This is a genomic window from Pseudonocardia sp. ICBG1142, from assembly GCF_020496255.1.
In the GTDB taxonomy this organism is placed as follows: domain Bacteria; phylum Actinomycetota; class Actinomycetes; order Mycobacteriales; family Pseudonocardiaceae; genus Pseudonocardia.
This window is the reverse complement of sequence record NZ_JAHLJC010000044.1, coordinates 109,303-130,184: the sequence shown is the minus strand read 5'-3', so window position 1 is coordinate 130,184 and position 20,882 is coordinate 109,303. Positions and strand designations below refer to the sequence as shown.

At 73.0% G+C, this 20,882-nt stretch carries 20 protein-coding genes; 9 read left to right on the top strand and 11 right to left on the bottom strand.

Features of this window, described 5'->3' with window-relative positions; translation table 11 throughout:
* The coding region (locus tag KPL59_RS34710) for a transposase (RefSeq protein WP_226363309.1) at positions 1-667 on the top strand (667 nt) is incomplete at its 5' end.
* 127 nt (positions 668-794) lie between these two features.
* On the opposite strand, the gene KPL59_RS34705 is transcribed toward KPL59_RS34710, so the two are convergent.
* A complete protein-coding gene (locus KPL59_RS34705; protein ID WP_226363308.1) occupies positions 795-1,742 on the bottom strand; it encodes a hypothetical protein in 948 nt (315 codons plus the stop codon).
* Between the two features lie 48 nt (positions 1,743-1,790).
* On the opposite strand from KPL59_RS34705, the gene KPL59_RS34700 reads away from it, so the two are divergent.
* The 3 genes from KPL59_RS34700 to KPL59_RS34690 all read left to right on the top strand — a co-directional run bounded on the left by KPL59_RS34700 (position 1,791) and on the right by KPL59_RS34690 (position 4,064).
* On the top strand, positions 1,791-2,318 hold the full coding sequence (locus KPL59_RS34700; RefSeq protein WP_226363307.1) for a PadR family transcriptional regulator: 528 nt from the start codon (positions 1,791-1,793) through the stop codon (positions 2,316-2,318).
* 341 nt (positions 2,319-2,659) lie between these two features.
* On the top strand, positions 2,660-3,274 hold the full coding sequence (locus KPL59_RS34695) for a helix-turn-helix domain-containing protein (RefSeq protein WP_020627080.1): 615 nt from the start codon (positions 2,660-2,662) through the stop codon (positions 3,272-3,274).
* 73 nt (positions 3,275-3,347) lie between these two features.
* Positions 3,348-4,064 (top strand): SRPBCC domain-containing protein, encoded by a 717-nt coding sequence (locus KPL59_RS34690; RefSeq protein WP_226352041.1) that lies wholly within the window; start codon positions 3,348-3,350, stop codon positions 4,062-4,064.
* A 621-nt stretch (positions 4,065-4,685) separates the two neighbouring features.
* Here KPL59_RS34690 and nadD read toward each other — a convergent pair.
* Together nadD and KPL59_RS34680 are read right to left on the bottom strand one after the other, a co-directional pair.
* Positions 4,686-5,279: a nicotinate-nucleotide adenylyltransferase gene (gene nadD, locus KPL59_RS34685; RefSeq protein WP_226352042.1), complete on the bottom strand. Its 594-nt coding sequence runs from the start codon at positions 5,277-5,279 to the stop codon at positions 4,686-4,688.
* Positions 5,280-5,288: 9 nt separating this feature from the next.
* Positions 5,289-5,903, bottom strand: coding sequence for an alpha-ketoglutarate-dependent dioxygenase AlkB (locus KPL59_RS34680; RefSeq protein WP_226352043.1), 615 nt, complete (start codon positions 5,901-5,903; stop codon positions 5,289-5,291).
* 62 nt (positions 5,904-5,965) lie between these two features.
* Here KPL59_RS34680 and KPL59_RS34675 point away from each other — a divergent pair, with 62 nt between their 5' ends.
* The gene (locus KPL59_RS34675; RefSeq protein ID WP_226363306.1) at positions 5,966-6,619 is read left to right on the top strand and encodes a DUF998 domain-containing protein; all 654 of its coding nucleotides are present in this window, start codon (positions 5,966-5,968) and stop codon (positions 6,617-6,619) included.
* A gap of 78 nt (positions 6,620-6,697) precedes the next feature.
* Here the strand turns inward: KPL59_RS34675 and KPL59_RS34670 are convergent, their stop codons facing one another.
* Both KPL59_RS34670 and KPL59_RS34665 read right to left on the bottom strand, forming a co-directional pair.
* On the bottom strand, positions 6,698-6,994 hold the full coding sequence (locus tag KPL59_RS34670; RefSeq protein WP_226352044.1) for a hypothetical protein: 297 nt from the start codon (positions 6,992-6,994) through the stop codon (positions 6,698-6,700).
* A gap of 154 nt (positions 6,995-7,148) precedes the next feature.
* A complete protein-coding gene (locus tag KPL59_RS34665) occupies positions 7,149-8,165 on the bottom strand; it encodes an ABC transporter substrate-binding protein (RefSeq protein WP_226363305.1) in 1,017 nt (338 codons plus the stop codon).
* A gap of 290 nt (positions 8,166-8,455) precedes the next feature.
* On the opposite strand from KPL59_RS34665, the gene KPL59_RS34660 reads away from it, so the two are divergent.
* Positions 8,456-9,352, top strand: a complete 897-nt coding sequence (locus KPL59_RS34660) for a hypothetical protein (protein WP_226363304.1) — start codon at positions 8,456-8,458, stop codon at positions 9,350-9,352.
* Between the two features lie 18 nt (positions 9,353-9,370).
* Here the strand turns inward: KPL59_RS34660 and KPL59_RS34655 are convergent, their stop codons facing one another.
* On the bottom strand, positions 9,371-9,922 hold the full coding sequence (locus tag KPL59_RS34655) for a TetR/AcrR family transcriptional regulator (protein ID WP_226363303.1): 552 nt from the start codon (positions 9,920-9,922) through the stop codon (positions 9,371-9,373).
* Between the two features lie 128 nt (positions 9,923-10,050).
* Complete coding sequence (locus tag KPL59_RS34650; RefSeq protein ID WP_226352048.1) at positions 10,051-10,419, bottom strand: SPW repeat protein; 369 nt, start codon at positions 10,417-10,419, stop codon at positions 10,051-10,053.
* A 181-nt stretch (positions 10,420-10,600) separates the two neighbouring features.
* Between KPL59_RS34650 and KPL59_RS34645 the strand changes: the two genes are divergently transcribed.
* Entirely contained in the window at positions 10,601-11,275 is a 675-nt protein-coding gene (locus tag KPL59_RS34645; RefSeq protein ID WP_226363302.1) for a hemerythrin domain-containing protein, read from the top strand.
* Here the strand turns inward: KPL59_RS34645 and KPL59_RS34640 are convergent.
* From KPL59_RS34640 to KPL59_RS34625, 4 genes are all read right to left on the bottom strand, one after another.
* Complete coding sequence (locus KPL59_RS34640) at positions 11,236-14,583, bottom strand: BTAD domain-containing putative transcriptional regulator (protein ID WP_226363301.1); 3,348 nt, start codon at positions 14,581-14,583, stop codon at positions 11,236-11,238. The genes KPL59_RS34645 and KPL59_RS34640 overlap by 40 nt on opposite strands.
* Before the next feature lie 53 nt (positions 14,584-14,636).
* Positions 14,637-16,079: a VWA domain-containing protein gene (locus KPL59_RS34635; protein WP_226363300.1), complete on the bottom strand. Its 1,443-nt coding sequence runs from the start codon at positions 16,077-16,079 to the stop codon at positions 14,637-14,639.
* Between the two features lie 149 nt (positions 16,080-16,228).
* A complete protein-coding gene (locus KPL59_RS34630; protein WP_226352052.1) occupies positions 16,229-17,098 on the bottom strand; it encodes a serine protease in 870 nt (289 codons plus the stop codon).
* Positions 17,099-17,262: 164 nt separating this feature from the next.
* Complete coding sequence (locus tag KPL59_RS34625) at positions 17,263-18,156, bottom strand: MoxR family ATPase (RefSeq protein ID WP_075311319.1); 894 nt, start codon at positions 18,154-18,156, stop codon at positions 17,263-17,265.
* 108 nt (positions 18,157-18,264) lie between these two features.
* Here KPL59_RS34625 and KPL59_RS34620 point away from each other — a divergent pair, with 108 nt between their 5' ends.
* Both KPL59_RS34620 and KPL59_RS34615 read left to right on the top strand, forming a co-directional pair.
* Positions 18,265-20,382: an ATP-dependent DNA helicase RecQ gene (locus KPL59_RS34620; protein WP_226363299.1), complete on the top strand. Its 2,118-nt coding sequence runs from the start codon at positions 18,265-18,267 to the stop codon at positions 20,380-20,382.
* Positions 20,383-20,441: 59 nt separating this feature from the next.
* The gene (locus KPL59_RS34615; protein WP_226352054.1) at positions 20,442-20,876 is read left to right on the top strand and encodes a nitroreductase/quinone reductase family protein; all 435 of its coding nucleotides are present in this window, start codon (positions 20,442-20,444) and stop codon (positions 20,874-20,876) included.
* Positions 20,877-20,882: the final 6 nt, after the last annotated feature.

Sequence of the window (20,882 nt, the reverse complement as noted above, 5' to 3'; positions counted from 1 at the left end):
TTGGCCGCCGGTTCTGGGGTTGTTCTGGTCGGTGGTGATCACGTTGGCGTATCTGCGCGGGAATCGTGCGCAGTGGGAGTTGGCGGAAACCTATGGGGTGTCGCAGTCGACGGTTAGTCGAGCGATCACGGGGGTGACACCGTTGCTGGCACAGGCGCTGCGGAGTGTCGTTCCGACGGCAGAGGAGCTTCGTGCCGATCGGCAGTACATCATCGATGGAACCTTGCTTCCCTGCTGGTCATGGGCCGCGGTGCCGGGTCTGTGGTCGGGCAAGCATCGCACCACCGGCGTCGTCGTCCAGGTCGCAGCCACCCTGGAAGGGCAGCTGTCGTGGATCTCCGACCCGACCCCAGGCTCCCGACACGACCTATATTGCCTCGACCAATCCGGCGCCCTCGACCACCTCGCCACATACCCCCCGATCGGCGATAAAGGATACATCGGGCGCGGCATGCTCACCCCGTTCAAAAAACCACCCGGCCGGGAACTTCTCGACTGGCAAAAAACATTCAACAAGAGCCTCAACCACACACGCGCCACCATCGAACGAGTCATCGCCCATATCAAAACGTGGAAAGTTCTCCACACAGACTACCGGCGGCCCTACGCCACATTTAAAACGACAATCTCGGCAGTCATCGGACTCATCTTCTACACACTTACCTGACGGAGCCTGAATAAGCCTCAAGGTGACCGTATCAGGTACGAAAAAGTGCTGGTGCCGCTTCAATATGACAGCCTTGCACCCATGGCACCAACGACCGACCCACACCATGCACACCTTCGTCGACTGATCAGAAGCTGGTTGCGTGCTCATCGATGAGCTGCCGATAGCGATGGAACGCCGGCTTGGGCGAGTAGTCCGATGTCATCAGGCCGAACCCGCCGAAGAGCGATCCGTCGTCCGATGCGTCCCGCAGGCTGAAATGCATGTAGGACGTGACGCCAGAACCAGGCTGCAGAGCACTGACGAACATGGCGTTGAGCATGGCGCTCTGACGCTCGACGTCCCTGCTCGGGCCCGTCGGGCATCCGTGCTCCGTGAGATGCAGCGGCATGTCACCGAGACCGGCAGGGGTGAGTGAATCCGTGCGATGCGAGGAGAGGAGCCAGGTGCAGACCGCGGCCGGGTCAGTGCCAGGGGATAGCGGCGCGAACACGTCGGGGAAGGCGTCGAGTCCTACGTAGTCGAGATGCCCGGCGACATCCGGACGAACGCTGTCGAGCAGTCGTCGATAGAAGTGCGGATCCGCGATGAGCTGGGTGGTGTTGGTCCCGACCAGCACATCGGGACAGGAACGGCGAGCCGAGTTCTTGGCCACGAGGATCGCGGACGCCACTGCTTCCAGGACCCGGGGGTACGCGCCGTCCAGGACCGGATTGTCCGTGACGTTCGCCTCCTCTCCGATCTGCACGGCGCCGAGGACCGGACCGTACTCCGCGATCATGCGCGCCACGAAGGCACATAACCCGGCGATGTCGCCGGACGCCGACTGATATTGCAGAACGAGGTCGAGCCGGGTGTTCTCGTCCACGTACCGGCCGGGCGCCCGCGGATGCTGGATGTGCACGTCACCCGCTGCACGGTCGTCAGTGAACTGCGCGTAAGCCCGCAGGTGGAACGGCTTCGATCCACGCAAACAGGCGAGCGCCGAGTCGATCGACCGAGGTTCGTCGGGGATCGAGCCGATGATCTCGCCGTCTCCGCCGACCGGACCGCCGGGGTAGATGCCACACCGCATGGAGCCACAGTAGTCTATTTAGACTACACTCGTCCCGTGCCTGCGTCGATGCTCGACAACCCGACCATCACCTCACTGCTGGGCCTTCTCGTCGAGCGGCCGCTCCACCTCTACGCCGTGTCCCAGGAACTGCCGCGACGGCTCGACGCCTCGGGTCTCTCGGTCGGCCGGGGGTCCGTCCGCAACCTGCTCGTCAGACTCGGCGACATCGGCTGGGTCGAGCTCGGCGGACCTGACTCGATCGACGACGTCGCCACCTACCGGATCACCGAGGAAGGACTCGCCGAGCTACGGAACCGCGTCCGCTCCCAGGTTCAGGACACGTCTCCGGATCACGACCACTTCGTCCAGGCAGTTGCCTACATCGGCCTGTTCGACACACAGGAGGCCTGCCTCCTCCTCCGCCGGCGACGCGAGCGACTCACGACACGGCTCACCGACGTCACACGCGAGCACGCCCGAGCACTCGACTCGGGTCAACCGTGGACGCACCTCGCCGAGGTCGACTACGCGCTTTCACAGACCGCAGCAGCCATAGCGTGGCTGGACCGCACGATCGACCGCCTCCAGCGTTGAGCGATCTTGTACCGGATCTCCGACCACCCGAAACATCGTCGATCCGACCTCTGACCTGCAAACTCAGTGGTGGTGGCCGGCCGTCGTTGGGCGTCGCTGACCGCGCTGGTTTGTACCGGATTTGTACCGGGCTGTTGTATGCCGCCACCACGTTCCTGAGCGCTGGTCAGCGCGAGCCCCCCGACCAGCCGCAGGCGACAGTCTGAGCCTGGACGTTCACAACGATCGTCTCGTCTCGCCAGTAAGCGTAGGCATCGCCCGAGTACCGCGCGGTCCGATAGCGCCCTCGCTCGCGAGGCCCACCGTTGACAATAATATTTGTCAACGGCCAGGATGGGGGCATGCACGAAGTGAGCACCATCGAGGACCCAGCCGCTGCGGAGGCATCGCTGGACCCCTTGCGGCGTCAGATCCTTGCGGACCTGATCGAGCCGGGGTCGGCTTCCACCATCGCCGCCCGGCTCGGCATCCCCCGGCAGAAGGTGAACTACCACCTGAGAGTCCTTGAGCAGCATGGCCTGGTCGAACTCGTCGAGGAGCGGCGCCGAGGCAACTTCACCGAGCGGATACTGCAGGCTACGTCCGCCTCCTACGTGATCTCCCCCGGAGCGCTCGGGCGGCTCCAGCCCGACCCGAGCCGCGCCCCGGACCAGCTTTCGGCGCGCTGGCTGCTCGCCCTGGCATCCCGACTCGTGCGCGACGTCGGCACGTTGCTCGCAGGGGCGCAGCGGGCGCGTAAGCCGGTGGCGACCTTCGCGATCGACGGCCAGATCCGCTTCGCCTCCGCGGCGGACCGGGCCGCCTTCACTGAAGAGCTCGCCGCCGTCGTCACCGAGCTGGTGGCCAGGCATCACACCGGCCAGGAACCAGGAACGGCCGGAACAGGCAAGCTCAACCGCCTGGTCATTGCCCTGCACCCCGCCGTCCCCGATACCGCCAACGGCGACCTCCGCTGACCTCATCAACCGCCCGCCGAAGCACTCTCTGACCCACCAGAGCCCGCCGGCACCACCGCTAAGGAGCACCAACATGTCCAAGAACTTCGAGATCCGCAAGGCCGTCGTCCTTGAAGCCACCCCCGAGCAGGTGTGGCGAGCGATCGCCACCCCGGAGGGCCAGGCCGCCTGGTCCCCGGATCCCTACCAGGCGATGGACGAGATGGGAGTCGAGGCCACTGAGAACGAGCGTCTGATCGTACGCACTCCGGAGGCCGAGAACGGCGCCTTCCATGCGTTCGAATATCTCGTTGCAGCCGACGACGACAGCACCACTTCACTCACCTTCGTCCACAGCGGCTACCTCGGCGACGACTGGGAGGCCGAGTTCGACTTCGGCGAGATGACCGGCTACGGCTGGGACATGTACCTACACACCCTGGCCGAGTACCTGAAGCACTTCGCCGGACGGCCCGCCAACTTCGTCACCACCCAGGGGCCGCCCTCCTCTGCGACGCCGAACTCGTGGGCAACCCTCGAGAAAGCCCTCGGCGTCGAGGGGCCGTTCGAACAGGGGCAGCAACTGCGCCTCACCCCGCAGGGTCTGCCCGCGCTTGAGGGGGTGGTCGACTTCGCCTACCCCGCGTTCGTCAACTTCCTCGCACTGCGCACAGACGACGGCCTGTACCGCTTCCACGACAACTCGGCGATGGGCATGCCCCAGGCCGTGGGCCACTACATCTACGCCGACATCGACCGTCAGGCCACTGAGCAGGCCTGGTCGAACTGGCTCGCGCGCGTGTTCGCCTGACCGTCTCCCGCCGTCGTCCGCACGGAAGGCGAGTCCGACTCGACCTGCATTTCAGACGTTCAGCCGGAACGAATCAGCGCGATCCGCGGACCTGCGGCGTTCTCGATCTAGCATGCCCCGACCAGCGTGAACCTGCTCGAACGACTGTCGCTGTCTATCGCCGTTGGTGGACGCGCTGACGAACAGCTACCTCGCTGCGCGAACGCTCGGCAGACTGCCCCAATGTCGTCCGCTCCCCCACCGATCGCGGCCGTCATCGACGCGCTGGTCGACAGTCCGGTCCACCCCGAGGACGTCCGCGCTCTGGCGCCATCTGCTCCGGGGCTCTACGCCTGGTGGATGCCTCCTGCCATCCTGCCTGCTCTGCCGGGTCTTCCCCACCCCGTAGTGTCGGGCCTGAGGCTGCTCTACGTCGGCCTCGCGACGAAGCTCCGCGCGCGGCTCGCCTCAGCTCGCCGATGATCACCCTGAACACCTACGCGCACGAGTGGCCGGACGCCCTGGACCGCACCCGGACGCTCGTCGACACCGCGCTCGGTGCGGGTCTGCGCTGACCATCCGAGTCAGGTGATCTTGTACCGGATTTGTACCCGCGGGGGTACCCGTCAGAGAAACCGCAGGTCAGACGTCCGGATTCAGGTACAGACTGCGCTTGGAGATGTACTGCACCACCCCATCCGGAACGAGATACCAGACCGGCCGCCCCGAGGCCACCCGGTCCCGGCACTCGCTGGACGAGATCGCCATCGCCGGCACCTCCACCGTCGTCACCGACCCCTCGGGCAGGTGCCCGTCGGCCAGCTCGTACCCGGGCCGGGTCACGCCGACGAAGTGCGCGTAGCGGAACAGCTCGTCGACCTTGTGCCAGGACAGGATCTGCTGCAGCGCGTCGGCGCCGGTGATGAAGAACAGCTGCGCGTCGGGCATGGCGTCGTGCAGGTCGGCGAGGGTGTCCGCGGTGTAGGTGGGACCGTCGCGGTCGACGTCGACGCGGCTGACCGAGAACCGCGGGTTCGACGCCGTCGCGATGACCGTCATCAGGTAGCGGTCCTCGGCGGGCGAGACGTCGCGGGCGCTCTTCTGCCACGGCCTCCCGGTCGGTACGAAGATCACTTCGTCGAGGGCGAAGCGGTCCGCCACCTCACTGGCGGCGACGAGGTGGCCGTGGTGGACGGGGTCGAACGTCCCGCCCATCACGCCGATCTTGCGCTGCATCGACGCAGACTATGTCGGCCCACCGCCCGCCGGCATCCCCGGATACAGGTGCCGGAACTGGACGCTGATGCGCGGCCCGCTGCGCGCCACCTTCGGCACGCTGTGCTGCCAGGTCCGCTGGCACGTCCCGCCCATGACCAACAGGTCCCCCGAGGCGAGCGGGAACGACACCGAGGCGCCGCCGCCGGTCGGGCGCAGCCGCAGCGGCCGCGTCGCGCCGAGGGCGACCAGTGCGACGACGGCGTCGGGCCGCTCACGGGCGACCCGGTCGCCGTGCCAGGCCACGCCGTCGGCGCCGTCGCGGTAGAGGTTCACGCCGATCTGGGTGAAGGCGTGGCCGTAGCGCTGCCCCAGCGTGCAGCCCATGTCGCGCAGCCGGCGGGGCACCGTGTCGTCGGGCAGCACCCAGCGGTGAGTGAGGCGCGGTTCGTCGACCACGCGGTCGTACATGCGGCGGCGGTGACCGCGGAACGGCACGGTCGCGCGCAGCAGCGTGAACAGCTCGTCCGGGTCGGGGACCCAGCCGACCGCGACGTCGACCCACGCTCCGTCGGCGAGCTCGTGCCGGTACGCCGGGGCCGCGCTCCCGGCGGTGAAGAGCGAAGCCTGCCCGCCGACGTCCACCTCGGGAACGCTACGCCGGATCGAACGAAAGTTCGAGTGGCGGCTCTGCGACGATCTTCGTCATGTCCTCGCGTGCCGACGGTGCCGTGCTGTCCTACCTGGGTCTGCGGCGCGCCGTCGGCGTGATCGGGATCCTGCTCCCGTTCGTACTGGTGGGGGGCGACCTGGCCCTCGGCGGCGACGGACTGCGGGACTCGATCAGCCGCTACTACTACTCGCCGATGCGCGACGTGTTCGTCGGCTCGCTGTGCGCAGTCGGCGTCTTCCTCTACTGCTACCGCTACGACCGGCCGGACAACCGGCTCGCCAACGTCACCGGGACGGCGGCCATCGCCGTCGCCCTGCTGCCCACCCGGCCCGACGGCGCGGCGACGACGGCGGCGACCGTCGTCGGGTACCTGCACCTGGCCGCGGCGACGGTGTTCTTCGCGGGCCTGGCCTGGTTCTGCCTGGCCCTGTTCACCCGCGGGGAGTCCGGAACCCCGGGCAAGGCCGCACGCAACGTCGTCTACCGGGTCTGCGGCGCGACGATCGTGGCCTGCCTCGTGCTGGCCGCACTGGACGCGGCGCTGGTGCCCGACGCCGTCGCCGAGCGGTTCCACACCCTGTTCTGGCTGGAGGCCGTCGCGATCCTGGCGTTCGGTGTCGCGTGGTTCGTCAAGGGCGACACGATCCTCAGGGACCAGCCGACGGAGGACCCGGCGCCGGTGATCTGACCGCCTCCGCAACGACGGACGGGCCGGTCCGGACACCCCTCGGGGGTCCGGACCGGCCCGTCACGGGGCCGGGTTCGGTCAGCCGACCGGCAGCGACGGAAGCGACGGGAGCTCGCCACCGGTGGCACCGGTGACCAGGTCGACGACGCTGTCCAGCGGGGCCGGCAGCGCGAGGTCGTGCTTCTTGTCCTCGTGCTTCTTGTGGTCCCACTTCTTCTGGTGACCCTTGTCCTTGTCACCCTCGTGCTTCGAGTGACCCTTGTCCTTGCCACCCTCGTCGTAGCCGGTGCCGCCGGCGAAGGCCGCGGCGGGCGCCGCGACGGCCAGGGGGAGCAGCGCTGCACCGACGAGCGCACCGCGAACGGACTTCCGCATCTCACAACCTCCATGGTTGATCGTTGGACCGTCGCACACGGTCTCGGCTGCTCTACGAGGACGGACGGGCCCCGCAACGGCCGTTCACCCGTTAGCGTCACCAGCACGAATAACCGATAGTCAGGTGTCGACTACGGCAGCCGGGGGATCCGGCTCAGCTGCGCGAGCGGGCGGCCGCCTCGGCCAGGATCGGCAGGTAGGCGTCGAGCACCCAGGGGATCGACAGGACCGACGGCGCCGAGCTCGCCACCACCCGGTCGGCGCCGACGACCGGGGCGAACCCGCCGCGGGCCATCGCCGGCAGCAGCTGGACGCCGGGCGCGGTGCGGAACGCCTGTTCCTCGGCCTGTGTCGCGAAGAAGCCGATGACCAGGTCGGACTCGACGCGCGAGAGCAACTCGCCGCTCACGGTGTAGTAGACCTCCCCGCCGCCCGGGGCGTTCTGCTCGACGTAGGGCGCCAGGGTGAGCCCCAGGTCGGTGACCAGCTGGACGCGAACGTCGCCCGCCCGGAACACCCCGAGCGCACCGGCGTCCATCCCTCCGGTGTAGACGAACGTGGCTCCCGCCAGCTGCGGGTACCGCTGCGCCGCGGTGCGTAGCCGCTGCCCGGTGGAGTCGATCAGCTGCTGGGCCCGTGCCGGATCCCCGAACACCTGACCGGCGATGCGGGTCTGGTCCCGCCAGCCGGTGGAGTACGGGGCGTCGGGATAGGCGACGGTCGGGGCGATCGCCGACAGCTGGTCGTACTCCGCCCGGCTCAGCCCGGAGTACGTGGCCAGCACCAGGTCCGGGCGGGCCGCGGCGACCTGCTCGATCGGCGTCGCCGACAGGTCGTCGGAGCCAATGACCTGCGGGAACGGGCCGCCGTGCGCGGTGATCGCGTCGCGCACCCAGGGCAGCACGCCCTCGGCGTCGCCTCCGTAGACGGTGCGCGGGATCGCCACCGGCAGGACGCCCATCGCCAGCGCGACGTCGGTGTTCGCCGCGCTCAACGTGACCACGCGCTGCGGCCGGTCCGGGACGACCGTCTCCCCCAGTGCGTGCCGCACCGTCACCGGGTAGCCCTCCGCGACCGCGCCCCCCGCCCCCCGCCCGTCCTGCGGCCGGGCGCCGCACCCGGCGAGGACGAGCAGGCCGGCGGCGCCGGCGAGAACGCCACGACGGCTCACGGAACGGGCGGACAGGGGTGCTGCAGCGAGCGGCACGGCGAACCTCCTCAGATCAAAAGGCAAGCCTAACCTGACCACCCGCGACGCCGAGCCCTACGCCGAGTCCCGATCCTGCGACACGGGATACGGCTTGCGACACGGGTTCGGACCCCGTGCCGGAAGCCGGATCCCGTGTGGGACGGGCTCGGGTCGGCGGTCGTTCTGGTCGCTCGGCGCGCCGAGGGCCGCATCCGCCGCGTGGGACGGGCGCCCCGGCCGGAGGGTCCGAACCCGCGGGTAACGTCGCGGCCATGCGTGCTCCGGACACCGGCGACCGGGCCGACCGCGACGCCGGCCCCCGCTCCCCCGCGCCCGGTCCCCCGGCCCCTCCGCCCGCATCCGGCGGACAGGGGCGGCCGTACGAGCCCGCGTCCCCGCCGCCCGTGCGGCCACCGGGGACACCCGGCCCGGTGGCGGCCCCGCCCGCCCCACCGGCACCCGAGGTCCGCACCGACGACCGGGCCGACAACGACCAGGCCGAGAACGTCAGGGCCGACGACCGGGCCGACGGCCTACGTGACGGGCAGCCGGCCGCAGCCACCGCCGTCGTACCGGCCGGGCCGTGGCCGACTGTGCGGCCGCCGTCGCTGCGGGCCGTCATCCTCGGCCGGGTCGCAGCGGGGGTCGCGGCGGTGTGGTTCGGCGTCGTCTACTCGATCACCACCGACGTGCACGCCCGGGCCGACCACCTGCTGGCCGCGATCGTCGTCGGCGGGCTGCTCAGCCTGCTCGGTGTGGTGCTGCTGTGGCTGTCGGCGTCGCGGATCCCGGTGCGGGTCGCCCCGGCCCGCGGGCCGGACATGGGGCTGGTGCGCGACCGTGCCGCGGCACGGAAGGTGCTGCGATCCGGGGGCACGCCGGACGGCGAGCAGCGCAGGCTGATCGCCGTCGACGTGCTCGCCGACGCCCGCCTCCCGCAGGTCACGGGCGTGGTGTTCGCGCTGCTCGGCCCGCTGGTGATGGCCGCGGTCAACGCCTCGGGGCCGCTCGGCTGGGCGGGGCCGCTGACCGCCGGGCTGATCGTGGTGGTGCTGGCCCTGCTGGGGTGGCGGACGTGGACGGCGCACGCGCTGCACCGGCTCGCCGACCGCAGGCACACCGTCCCGCGCTACGAGGAGTCCGGCGCCCCCTGGCGCCCCTGGCCCTGACCCGCCCGGGGAGCGCCGCTACAGGCCCGCGGCGACGAAGGACAGCTCGGCCTCCATGTCGGTGCGGTCGTCGGCGCCGTGCCGGTCGAGGGCGTAGCGGTGTCCGATCGCCGCGGCCAGCAGCCGCGCGGCGGCGCGGATCCGGTCCGGCGCCCCGCCGCCGGCGGCGAGGACCTCGTGCACCGCGTCCTCCAGCTCACCGGCGCGGCGCAGCAGCGCGTCGCGGACGACGGGATGGGTGTCGGCCTCGCGCCACAGCAGGTGGGACAGGACCGAGGACGCGTCGAGCGCCCGGTCCAGCGCGGCGACCAACGCCCGCAGCCCGGCGAGTGCGTCCCCGGCGACGGCGACGTCCGCCCCGCGCACCGGGTGCGGGAGCCGCTCGACGAGCGCCTCGAGAAGGTCGGGCTTGCGGCGGAAGTAGTAGTGCACCAGGCCCTTCGGCACTCCGGCGCGCTCGGCGATCCGCGAGGTGGGCGTCGCGTCGAACCCGTGCCGGGCGAACAGCCCCTCGGCAGCGTCGAGGATGCGGTCCCGGGCGGGTGCGTCCGGGTCGAGCTCGTGGTCCACGGTGCGATCCTCCCCCGGACGCGGCGGGGGCCGCGACCCCTGCGGGTCGCGGCCCCTCACCTGGTCGTCCGGCCGTCGGACGGTCGGTTCTGTCGGATCGATCGGCCCTGTCGGCCCTGTCGGTGCGGTCAGTGCGCGGCGAGCGTGCGGTGCTCGGCGTTCACCGCGGGCAGCGCCGAGGCCGCCACGACGACCGCGAGGACACCCGCCACCCAGGACGTCCACGACGCCCCGGCCAGCGCGCTGTAGCCCATCACCCAGGGGGCGAGGAACAGCAGCACGCCGAGTACACCGTGCACCCACTCGCTCGCCACCGAGCCGGGCACCGCGAGCGACCAGAGCGACGTGGCGGCGAGCACCACGCCCAGTACGACCATCGTCCACGCAGCGGCGGCGTTCGTCGTCGTCACGAGAGGCGAGAGGGCCGTCAGTACACCGATCACGAGAGCTGCCCAGTCCTGCCAGCGCTGCCAGGTACGACCAGTGGTCCCAGCCATCGTCAGTCACCTTCTCCTTGTGAGGTCCCTGTGGGGATACCTCCGGTCTACTCTTGATTGGCCGGCCGGTCAAGACCCGACGAACGGTGGCGCAAGTGACGTGCAAGTCCCCGGCCAGCGGGTGGGCGCACGGTCTGCGGTGTCGAGAGACCGACCGTCCCGAACCCGTAGGAGACCCCCGGTGACCACCGCCCGCGACACCCGTACCGCCGACCTGGTCGGCATCACCCTCGCCCACCGCGTCATGCGCGCCGACCTGCACCGCCTCACCGACGCCGCCCGCGCGATCGCCGACGGCGCGTCCTGCCCGGACCGGCGCGCCCGCGCTCTGCAGACCTGGCTGGCACACCTGGAGCACGAGATCCACGGCCACCACACCGCCGAGGACGAGATCGCCTGGCCGGTGATCGCCCGGCACGCGGGACACGCCGTCGACCTGGCCGAGCTCAGCGACGACCACGGCCGCCTCGACCCGCTGCTGGCCGCCGTGCGCGAGGCGGCGTCGGGAGTCGTCGCCGCGGCGGAGGGACCCGGCCGGGCGGGGGCGGCGACGCTGCTCGCGGACCGGCTGGCCGTGGTCCGCGACGAGATCGACGAGCACCTCGACGCCGAGGAGCGCGACCTGTTCCCGGTGATCGAACGCCACGTGCCCGCCGCCGACTGGGACGCGGTCGTCGCGCAGGTGCAGAAGTCCGGGCCGGGCCTGCGGTTCATGCTGCCGCGGATCGCCGCGGTGACCACCCCGCAGGAGTGGGCAGGGATGCGTCGCGAGGTCGGGCCGGTGGTCGTGCTGATGGAGCGGGTGCTGCGCGGCGGCTACCGCAGCCGCTGTGCGCTGGTGTTCGGCACGTCCTGAGCCGCGGCCCGTCCGAGCAGCCGCCGGGCGCGGTCGCGCCACACCGGGGCCCCGAGCTCCGTCGCGACCCGTTCGGCCTCGTGCAGGTGGCGGACCCGGGCGCCGCCCGCCGGGTCGAGCATCTCCTCCAGCGCGGCGAGCACCAGGTCGGTGGGGCCGGTCGCGATCGTGCCCGACGACAGCCCCGCCACCGATCCCGTCCACGGGCGGAGCCGGGCGCGGCACTGGTCGGCGACGGCGCGGTCGCCCAGCCCGACTGCCACCTCGGCGCGCACGCACGTCCACAGCAGCCAGTAGTAGCTGCGGGCGAGCTCACTGTCCGGAGCCCAGACCTCCTGGGCCCGGACCGGGTCACCCGCGTGCAGGTGGGCGAGCGCGAGGAAGTCCCCGAAGGCCGGCGGCAGGCGCGGTGCGACCGCGTCCAGCTCGGGGGCGAGTTCGCCGAGGCGGCCCTGGGCGTGGCGGACGGCGAACCGTCCGAGCAGCCCCATGAGCGCGGCGTTGACCTGCCCGGAGCCGCCCAAGCGGTCGGCGAGCACCGCGTAGCCCCGTTCGGCGGCGTCCAGCTCACCCGCGACGAGCGACCGCAGTGCCGCGAAGATGTGCGCCCAGCCGAGGGTGAACTCCAGCTGCCCGCCGGGGGCACCGGCGACGGCGGCCTCCGCGTGCCGCGACGCCGCGTCGAGGTCGTGGCGACCGGCGGCGACCATCAGCTGCAGGTGGTGGGCCTGCGTGCGGTAGCCGGCGTGCCCGGCCCGGCCGCCGAGCTCGGCCAGCTCCTCCCCTACCGGGGCCAGCTCGTGCCACAGGTCCGGGGCGAGGACCGCGAAGAACCGGGCGTTGAGCGCCCGGCAGCGCAGCAGCGGGTCGACCCCGCGCGCGGTGAGCGCCATCGCCTCGGCCGAGGCCGAGCGGACCCGGTCGTCGTCGTGCCCCTCGATCTCGAACACCAGGGCGGCCAGCAGCCGCACCCGCCGGTCGACGGCGTCGGGCGGGGTCGCCGCGAGCTCGGTCTCGATGAGGTCGATCAGCTCGGCGTCGATGTTCTGCCCCGGCCGGATGGTCCAGCTGACCGGGGTGTCGTAGCTGGTCAGGGCGGCACCGAGCCACTGCGGTGCGGCCACCCGCGCCCGCTCGACGGCGGTCCGGCGTTCGGTCAGGGCGGTGTGGCCGTCGCCGCCGCGGGCGAGCTCGGCGACCAGCGCGCACCGCAGGGCCAGCTCGTCGTCGACGCCGGTCCCGACCCGCCCGGCGAGCTCGACGGCGTGGCCGTGGAACCGGGCTGCCTCGCGGTGCGAGCCGAACCCCGCGGCGGCCGCCGCGGCGGCACGGACCGCGGCCAGGGCACGGTCCGGGGCGACGGCGGACCCGGCGGCGAGCGCGTGGTGGGCGAGCGGCACCGGGTCGTCCGGCCGCCTGCGGCTGAGGATCGCGTGGGCCGCCGCGTGCAGCCGGGCACGACGCAGGTGCGGGATGTCGCCGTAGAGGGTGTCCCGGACCAGGTCGTGGGAGAACCGCAGGCGCCCCGGCTCGGGTTCGAGCAGCATCCCGCCGAGCACCGCGGGCTCCAGGGCGTCCAACGGGTCGTCGCCGTCGGCGGAGGCGGCGAGGTCGAGGGCGTCGTCGGTGTCCAGCTCCCGGCCCAGCACCGAGACCCTGGCCAGCGCGGTGCGGGTGCTCGCGGGCAGCCGGGCCACGCGTCGGCGCAGCACCTCGCGGACCCCGGCCGGGACGGCGTCGGCCGCGGCGGACGGGCCCTCGGCGGCGACGAGGCGCGCCAGCTCGCGGACGAACAGCGGGTTCCCGCCGGTCCGTTCGGTGATCCGGGCGACCAGCTCGGGAGTGGCGGCGGGCACCCCGTGCCGGTCCAGCATCCCGGCGACATCGTCCGTCGTCATCGGCGCGGGCTCGATGCGGTCCACGGTGGGCTCGGCGAGGGCGGCGAGCGCGGCCTGCAGCTCGGCGCCCGCCTCGGCCGGGCGCAGGCCCGCGGCGACGAGCACGGGAAGCTCCGCGGCGCCGGTGACGACCGCGCGCAGCAGCGCGAGGGTCTCGGACTCGGCGCGGTGCAGGTCGTCCAGGACCAGCAGCAGCGGTCGCTCCCGCCCGGCGACGGCGAGCAGCTCCACCACCGCCCGGGCCAGCCAGAACGTGACCTCGGCGCCGCCGGGTCCGGCCGGGGAGCGCAGTGGCGCGAGCCGCTCGACCAGCTCGGCGGGCGGGTCGTGCGCCGTGACGAGGGCGTCGACGATCTCCCGCCACGCCCAGGCCGGCGGGGCGCCGTCGATCTCGGGGCAGCGGCCGGTGACGGCCGTCCAGCCGTCGGCGGTCGCGGCGGCGGCGAACGCGGCGAGCAGCGCGGACTTGCCGGCGCCTGCGTCGGCGGCGACGAGCACCAGCTGGGCACCGCCGCGGGCCCGCTCCGCGGCGGCCGCGAGCCTGCCGAGCTCGGGCCCGCGCCCGAGCAGCGACGGTGTCCTCGCCGGCGGCTCGGCCGGCGCCGGCCCGGGTGGCCGCGCCGCCGGGAGGACCGCGGGCGCGTCGGTGCCGCCGGCCGGGTCGCGGTGGGCGAGCACGTCCGCCTCGATCGCGCGCAGCCGGGGCCCGGGGTCGACGCCGAGCTCGTCGGCGAGCAGCCGCCGGGTGCGGGAGAGCACGGCCAGCGCGTCGGCCTGCCTGCCGGTGCGGTACAGCGCGACGGCCAGCAGCCCGACCGCGTCCTCCCGCAGCGGGTGCTCCCCCACCAGCGCCGTCAGGTCGGGGACGACGGCGTCGGCCCGGCCCAGCCGCAGCCGAGCGCGGGCCCGGCGCTCGAGCGCGACCTGACGCAGCTCGTCGAGGCGTTCGGCCTCGGCACGCGCCCAGGAGGCGTCGGCGAACTCGGCGTAGGCGGGCCCCGCCCACAGCGCCAGGGCCTCGCCGAGCAGGGCGTCGGCCCGGTCCGGCGTGGCCGCGGCGGCACGGTCGAGGAGGTCGGTGAAGGCACGCGCGTCGAGCCCGTCGGGACCGAGTGCCAGCGCGTAGCCGGGTGGGCGGCTGACCAGCACCGTCGGGACCGCGCGCGGGGACCGGTCGGGTTCGAGCAGCCGCCGGAGCCGGGAGACGTGGACCTGCAGCCCGCCGTGCGCCTGCGCGGGCGGCGCGCCCTGCCACAGGTCCTCCACCAGCGTGTCGACGGCGACGACCTCACCACCGGCCGCGGCGAGCCGGGCCAGCAGCTCGCGGCGGCGACCCGAGCCGACCGCGACCGACGTGCCGTCGGCCGTCACACGGAGCGGGCCGAGGACCCGGACCGTGACCTCCTGCACGCGGGGAATCTAGGCCCACGGTGCCGCGCGTGTCAGCCCCCGTGACCAGGCGGTCAGACCGGCAGCAGCGCCTGGACGACGTCGGTGAGCTGGGCGGCGGTACGGCACTCGTGCATCGGGAGCACCTCGCCGTAGCGGGTGGCGGCCGAGTCCCCGGAGCCCCAGCTGCGCTCGGGCTCGGGGTTGAGCCAGTGCGCGTGCCGGACCCGCCCGGCCATCATCGCCAGGGCCCGCAGGTTGGGGTCGCGGTAGTTGGTGCGGCCGTCGCCGAGCACCAGCAGCGACGTCTTCGGGGTGAGCGCGTCGCCGTGGTGCTCCAGGAAGTCGCCGAACGCGCTGCCGTAGTCCGAGTGCCCGTCGAACGCGGTGAGCGTGGCCTCGCGCAGCACCCGCTGCATCACCCCGGACAGCTCCGCACCGGGCTCGAACAGGTGCGTGACCTCGTCGGTGCGCTCGATGAACGCGAACACCCGCACCTTCGAGAACTGTTCGCGCAGCGCCTGGACCAGCAGCAACGTGAAGTGGCTGAACCCGGCGACGGACCCGGACACGTCGCACAGCAGCACCAGCTCGGGGCGGCCGGGGCGCCGGACCTTGTGCGCCGGGTCCATCGGCACGCCGCCGGTGGACATCGACCGGCGCAGCGTGCGGCGCAGGTCGAGCTGTCCGCGGTTCGACCGGCGACGCCGCGCCGACAGCCGCGACGCGAGGCGGCGGGCCAGCGGCTGCACGGTGCGGCGCAGGTCGGCGAGCTGGGCGGCGTTCGCGGTGAGGAAGTCGACCTGGTCGGTCTGGGTGGGGGTGGTGGTGCGGGCGATCTGCTCGCGGCCGCGCTGCTCGGCGGTGCGGCGGCGGACCTCCTCGCGGACGACGTCGCGGAAGCGGGCGATGCGGTCGCGGATCTCGCGGCGGCGGACCTCGGAGACGAAGTCGGTGTCCCCCTCCTCGCGCAGCCCGTCGAGGATCCGGGCGAGCAGGGTGTCCGGGGACAGCGCGTTGAGCGCCTGGTACGCCGACCAGTTGGGCTTGGCCGTCTGCCCGCGGACGCCCTGGCCCGCGGCGCCGGAGTTCCCGATCGCGTCGACGGCGGCGCGGGCGAGCTCGCGCAGGGTCTCCTCGTCGCCGTCGCGCAGCAGGTCGGCGAGGATCTCGCGCAGCGCGTCGACGTCGACCGGGCCGGTGCCCTCGCCGGACTCGTCGTCGATCCGCGGGACGTCGACGTCGGAGGACCCGGCGCCCAGCGCGGGCGGGAACCACAGGTCGAACAGCGCGTCGAAGGTGTCGCGCTGCCCGGAGCGGCGCAGCAGCGCCGCGGCGAGCCCTTCCCGCAGCTGGTCGCGGTGCAGAAGGTCCAGGGCGCCGAGCACGCGGGCCGCGTCGACGGTCTCCCCCGGGCCGACCGCGACGTGGTGGCGGCGCAGTGCGGAGACGAAGTCGACGAGGTGCCCGGGCAGGCCGTGCTCCGGGGCGAGCGCGGCGGCGGGCGGGATCGTCACCCGTCCATCATGCGCGACGCGCGCGTGATCAGCGAGAGTGGTCGGCCAGCCCGCCACTGTCGGAACATGCGCCGACGCTCCGGCCGAGCCGCCGAGCCACGACCGGAGCGCCGGGGTGCACCGCGGTCCCACACCGCGGGAGCTTCCGCCTAGAAGGCGGGGTCGATCGGCACCGGCTGCGGGGTGAAGGGGCGGTCGCCCTCGACCAGGCGCAGAGCGCCACCCAGACCGCCGGGGCCGTTGGCGTAGTCGAGCATCTTCCGCAGGTCGCTGATGCCGTTCGTGCCGGGCGCCGGGGCCAGGTTCAGGGTCGAGAGCACACCGAGGGCGCGGCCGTCGGCGGTCAGGTAGCCCGAGCCCGAGTCACCGGGCACGCCCGGCGGGACGGTGATCACGGTGTGCGTCCAGCCGCCACCCGCGGTGCCGGTGGAGGTGCCGGTCTTGGGCCGCAGTGCACGCACGCCCTGGCGCAGCGAGGAGTTGCCGTAGCCGTAGACGACCCCGCCGGTGGCGACGCCGTCGGCCACCCCGGTCGGGCCGCCGTAGAACGGCACCGCGGGGCTCGTGCGCGCGGCGTCGTCCGGGGCGAGCTCGACCAGCGCGAAGTCGTTGAACAGGCAGGTGTCCGGGTCGGTCTCGCCCCGCTCCTGCATGCTCAGCCACGAGGAGTACGCGAGCCGGCCCGGTGCGGTGGCGCCCTCGACCTCGACCGGGGTGCCGAGCGGCAACGAGTCCGCCTCGCACCCGTCCACGTCGGTGGAGCTGCCGGTGCCCGCACAGTGTGCGGCCTGCCCGAGGTAGGTCGCGGACCCGTCGGTGAACACGAAGTTCGCGGTGCACTGGGCCCCTTCGGGCCCGGTGCGGGTCATGACACCCGGGTGCACGTCGATGTCCGGTGCCCCGTCCTGCGCCGACGCGGTGCCGGCGGTGGCGAGCCCGACCGCGAGCGCGGCACCGGCGGCCAGTCCGGCGCGCAGGAGACGGCGGGCGGTACGGGACGGTTCCGGGAGGGCGGTCATCGGTGGGCCTCCGGTCGCTGGGGAGCGTGTATCCGGCACAACTCGCGCCACCCGTCCCGGTTACGCCCGGCAGGCCGATCGATCCGATCTTCACTCCATAGGGGCGAAGACCTTGACGGCCGATCAGCGGTACGGGACTGGACCGTTCAGCGCAGGTGCACCGTTCAGTTCAGCCGGAGCTCGGCAGCGGCCTTGTCGGCGTCGGAGCGGTGCTTCAGGACGACACCGAGGGTGGCGCGGACGGCGTCGTCGTCGAGGGTGTCGAGGCCGAGCGCGAGCAGGGTCCGGCCCCAGTCGATCGTCTCGGCGACGCTCGGGGCCTTGCGCAGCTCCATCGCCCGCAGCACCCGCACGGTGCGCACCAGGGCGTCGGTGAGCTGCTCGGTCAGCTCCGGGACCCGGGTGAGCACGATCCGGCGCTCCAGGTCGGCGTCGGGGAAGTCCAGGTGCAGGAACAGGCAGCGGCGCTTGAGCGCCTCGGACAGCTCACGGGTGGAGTTCGAGGTCAGCAGCACGAACGGGCGCCGGTTCGCGGTGACGGTGCCCAGCTCGGGGATGGAGACCTGGAAGTCGGACAGGACCTCCAGCAGGAGGCCCTCGACCTCGACGTCGGCCTTGTCGATCTCGTCGATCAGCAGCACGGTCGGGTCGGTGCGCCGGATCGCGGTGAGCAGCGGACGCGGGAGCAGGAACTCCTCGGAGAACACGTCGTCGCGGGTGGCGTCCCAGTCCGCGCCGTCCTCGCCGCGCTGCCCGGCGGTGATCCGCAGCAGCTGCTTGGCGTGGTTCCACTCGTAGAGCGCCCGGGCCTCGTCGATGCCCTCGTAACACTGCAGGCGCACGAGCCCGGACCCCGTCGCCGCGGCGACGGCCTTGGCCAGCTCGGTCTTCCCGACCCCGGCGGGGCCCTCGACCAACAGCGGCTTGCCGAGCCGGTCGGCGAGGAACACCGTCGTCGCGACGGCGGTCGAGGCCAGGTAGCCGGCGTCGGCGAGCCGGGCGGTCACGTCCGCCACGGAGCCGAAGACCGGGCGGTGGGCAGGGCTGTCGGACGACACGCGATCATCCTGCACGCCCGGACCGCCACGCGTCGGACGGGTGGCCCGGCTCACACCCCGGCGGCCCGCGTCGGATCGTTGTCGGGGGTCGGGTCCACCATGGGTGCCGTGACCACCGCATCGAGCACCGACCTGCGCGAGCGCGCGGAGACCGTCCTGCAGCAGCTGGCCGGGCCGCAGGCCCGGCTGCGCGAGGACCAGTGGACCGCGATCGAGGCGCTGGTCGCCCAGCACCGCCGGGCCCTGGTCGTGCAGCGCACCGGCTGGGGCAAGTCCGCGGTCTACTTCGTGGCCACCGCGCTGCTGCGTGCCCACGGCGCCGGCCCGACGGTGATCGTGTCGCCGCTGCTGGCGCTCATGCGCAACCAGATCGACGCCGCGATCCGCTCCGGGATCGTGGCGGTCACGGTGAACTCGGCGAACGCCGACGAGTGGGACGCGGTCTACGCCGACATCGCGAACGGGGACGTCGACGTGCTGCTCGTGTCCCCCGAGCGGCTCAACAACCCCGACTTCCGCGACCGGGTGCTGCCGAAGCTGGCGGCGAGCGCCGGGATGCTGGTGGTCGACGAGGCGCACTGCGTGTCCGACTGGGGCCACGACTTCCGGCCGGACTACCGGCGGCTGCGCACGCTGATCGCCGAGCTGCCGTCGGGGATCCCGGTGCTGGCGACGACCGCGACGGCGAACGACCGGGTCGTCACCGACGTGTCCGAGCAGCTGGGGATCGGCCGGGAGGATCGGAACGGTGACCAGCAGGACACGCTGGTCCTGCGGGGGTCGCTGGACCGCGAGTCGCTCCGCCTGGCGGTGGTCCGGCTGCCGTCCCCGGCCCGGCGACTGGCGTGGCTCGCGGCGAAGCTCGACGAGATGCCGGGCGCCGGCATCATCTACACCCTCACCGTCCAGGCGGCGGACGACGTGGCCGAGTTCCTGCGCGAACGCGGGATCGCGGTGCGCTCCTACTCCGGGCGCACCGATCCCGAGGACCGCTTGGCCGCCGAGTCCGACCTGATGGAGAACCGGGTGAAGGCCCTGGTCGCGACCTCGGCCCTGGGCATGGGCTTCGACAAGCCCGACCTGGGGTTCGTCGTGCACCTCGGGGCGCCCGCCTCGCCGGTCGCCTACTACCAGCAGATCGGCCGCGCCGGTCGCGCGCTGGACCGGGCCGAGGTGGTGCTGCTGCCCGGCCGCGAGGACCGGGACATCTGGGCCTACTTCGCGTCGCTGGCGTTCCCGCCCGAGCCCCTGGTCCGCCAGACCCTCGCCGTGCTGTCGGACCGGCCCCAGTCCACCGCGTCGATCGAGACCCGCGTCGACCTGTCCCGCACCCGGCTGGAGATGCTGCTCAAGGTCCTCGACGCCGACGGCGCCGCGAAGCGCGTCAAGGGCGGCTGGATCGCCACCGGCCGGGAGTGGGTCTACGACACCGAGCGCCACGAGCGCGTGAACGCCGCCCGCCGTGCCGAGCAGCAGGCGATGCTCGACTACATCGCGACGACCGAGTGCCGGCTGGTGTTCCTGCGCCGCCAGCTCGACGACCCGGACCCGACGCCGTGCGGGCGCTGCGACACCTGCACCGGCACCGTCTGGTCCGACGAGGTGTCCGCCGACGGCGAGCAGGCCGCCACCGAGCGCCTGGCCCGGCCCGGGATCGAGGTGGCACCACGGAAGATGTGGCCGTCCGGGATGAAGGACATCGGGGTCCCGCTGTCGGGGAAGATCGCCGTGGGCGAGCAGGCCGCCACCGGCCGGGCGATCGGACGGCTGTCCGACATCGGGTGGGGCACGCGGCTGCGCGAGCTGGTCACCGGCGGCGACGACCCGGTTCCGGCCGACGTGCTCGACGCACTGGTCCGGGTGCTCGCCGGGTGGGGCTGGGAGCAGCGACCGGTGGGTGTGGTCGGGATCGGCTCGCGGACCCGCCCGCACCAGCTCGACCACCTCGCCCGACGGATCGCCGAGATCGGCAGGCTGCCGCTGCTCGGCACCCTCTCCCCCGTCGGCGAGCGTCCCGCGGCGGCGGAGAACTCGGCCCGGCGGCTGGCCGCGGTGTGGGAGGGGCTCGACGCCGCCACCGTGCCGGACCTGTCCGGGATCGACGGGCCGGTGCTGCTGGTCGACGACGTCGTCGACTCGGGCTGGACGATGACCGTCGCCGCGCGGGCGCTGCGGCGGGCCGGGGCGCCGGAGGTGCTGCCGCTCGTGCTGGCCGTCGCCGGGTGAGGTCTCCCGTGGAGGACGACGCCCACCGTCCCAGCCCTACCCGTCGGTAGGCTCGGGGCATGAACCCGCCCGACTTCGCACTCAAGGCCATGAACGCGGGCCATCGGCTGCTGATCCGGCTGACCGGCGGGAAGATCGGCCACTCGGCGATGGGGATGCCCGTCGTCGAGCTGACCACCCGTGGCCGACGCTCCGGTGAGCCGCGCACGGTGCTGCTCACGGCCCCGCTCCACGGCGACGGGAAGTACGTCGTCGTCGCCTCCCGGGGCGGCGACGACCGCCACCCCGCCTGGTTCCTCAACCTGCGTGCCGACCCGGACGTCGAGGTCGCCGTCCAGGGCGGCCCACGGGTGCCGATGCGCGCCCGGATCGCCGACCCGGCCGAGCGGGCGACGCTGTGGCCGCGGGTCACGGAGCGGTACCGCAACTACGCCGGCTACCAGCGCAGCACCAGCCGGGAGATCCCGCTGGTCCACCTGGAGCCGCGCGGCTGACCGGCC

Coding starts and splice junctions, on each gene's coding strand:
- KPL59_RS34705 (WP_226363308.1), bottom strand. CDS start 1,742: ATGCGGTGTGGCATCTACCCCGGCGGTCCGGTCGGCGGAGACGGCGAG.
- KPL59_RS34700 (WP_226363307.1), top strand. CDS start 1,791: ATGCTCGACAACCCGACCATCACCTCACTGCTGGGCCTTCTCGTCGAG.
- KPL59_RS34695 (WP_020627080.1), top strand. CDS start 2,660: ATGCACGAAGTGAGCACCATCGAGGACCCAGCCGCTGCGGAGGCATCG.
- KPL59_RS34690 (WP_226352041.1), top strand. CDS start 3,348: ATGTCCAAGAACTTCGAGATCCGCAAGGCCGTCGTCCTTGAAGCCACC.
- nadD (WP_226352042.1), bottom strand. CDS start 5,279: ATGCAGCGCAAGATCGGCGTGATGGGCGGGACGTTCGACCCCGTCCAC.
- KPL59_RS34675 (WP_226363306.1), top strand. CDS start 5,966: ATGTCCTCGCGTGCCGACGGTGCCGTGCTGTCCTACCTGGGTCTGCGG.
- KPL59_RS34670 (WP_226352044.1), bottom strand. CDS start 6,994: ATGCGGAAGTCCGTTCGCGGTGCGCTCGTCGGTGCAGCGCTGCTCCCC.
- KPL59_RS34660 (WP_226363304.1), top strand. CDS start 8,456: ATGCGTGCTCCGGACACCGGCGACCGGGCCGACCGCGACGCCGGCCCC.
- KPL59_RS34650 (WP_226352048.1), bottom strand. CDS start 10,419: ATGGCTGGGACCACTGGTCGTACCTGGCAGCGCTGGCAGGACTGGGCA.
- KPL59_RS34630 (WP_226352052.1), bottom strand. CDS start 17,098: ATGACCGCCCTCCCGGAACCGTCCCGTACCGCCCGCCGTCTCCTGCGC.
- KPL59_RS34615 (WP_226352054.1), top strand. CDS start 20,442: ATGAACCCGCCCGACTTCGCACTCAAGGCCATGAACGCGGGCCATCGG.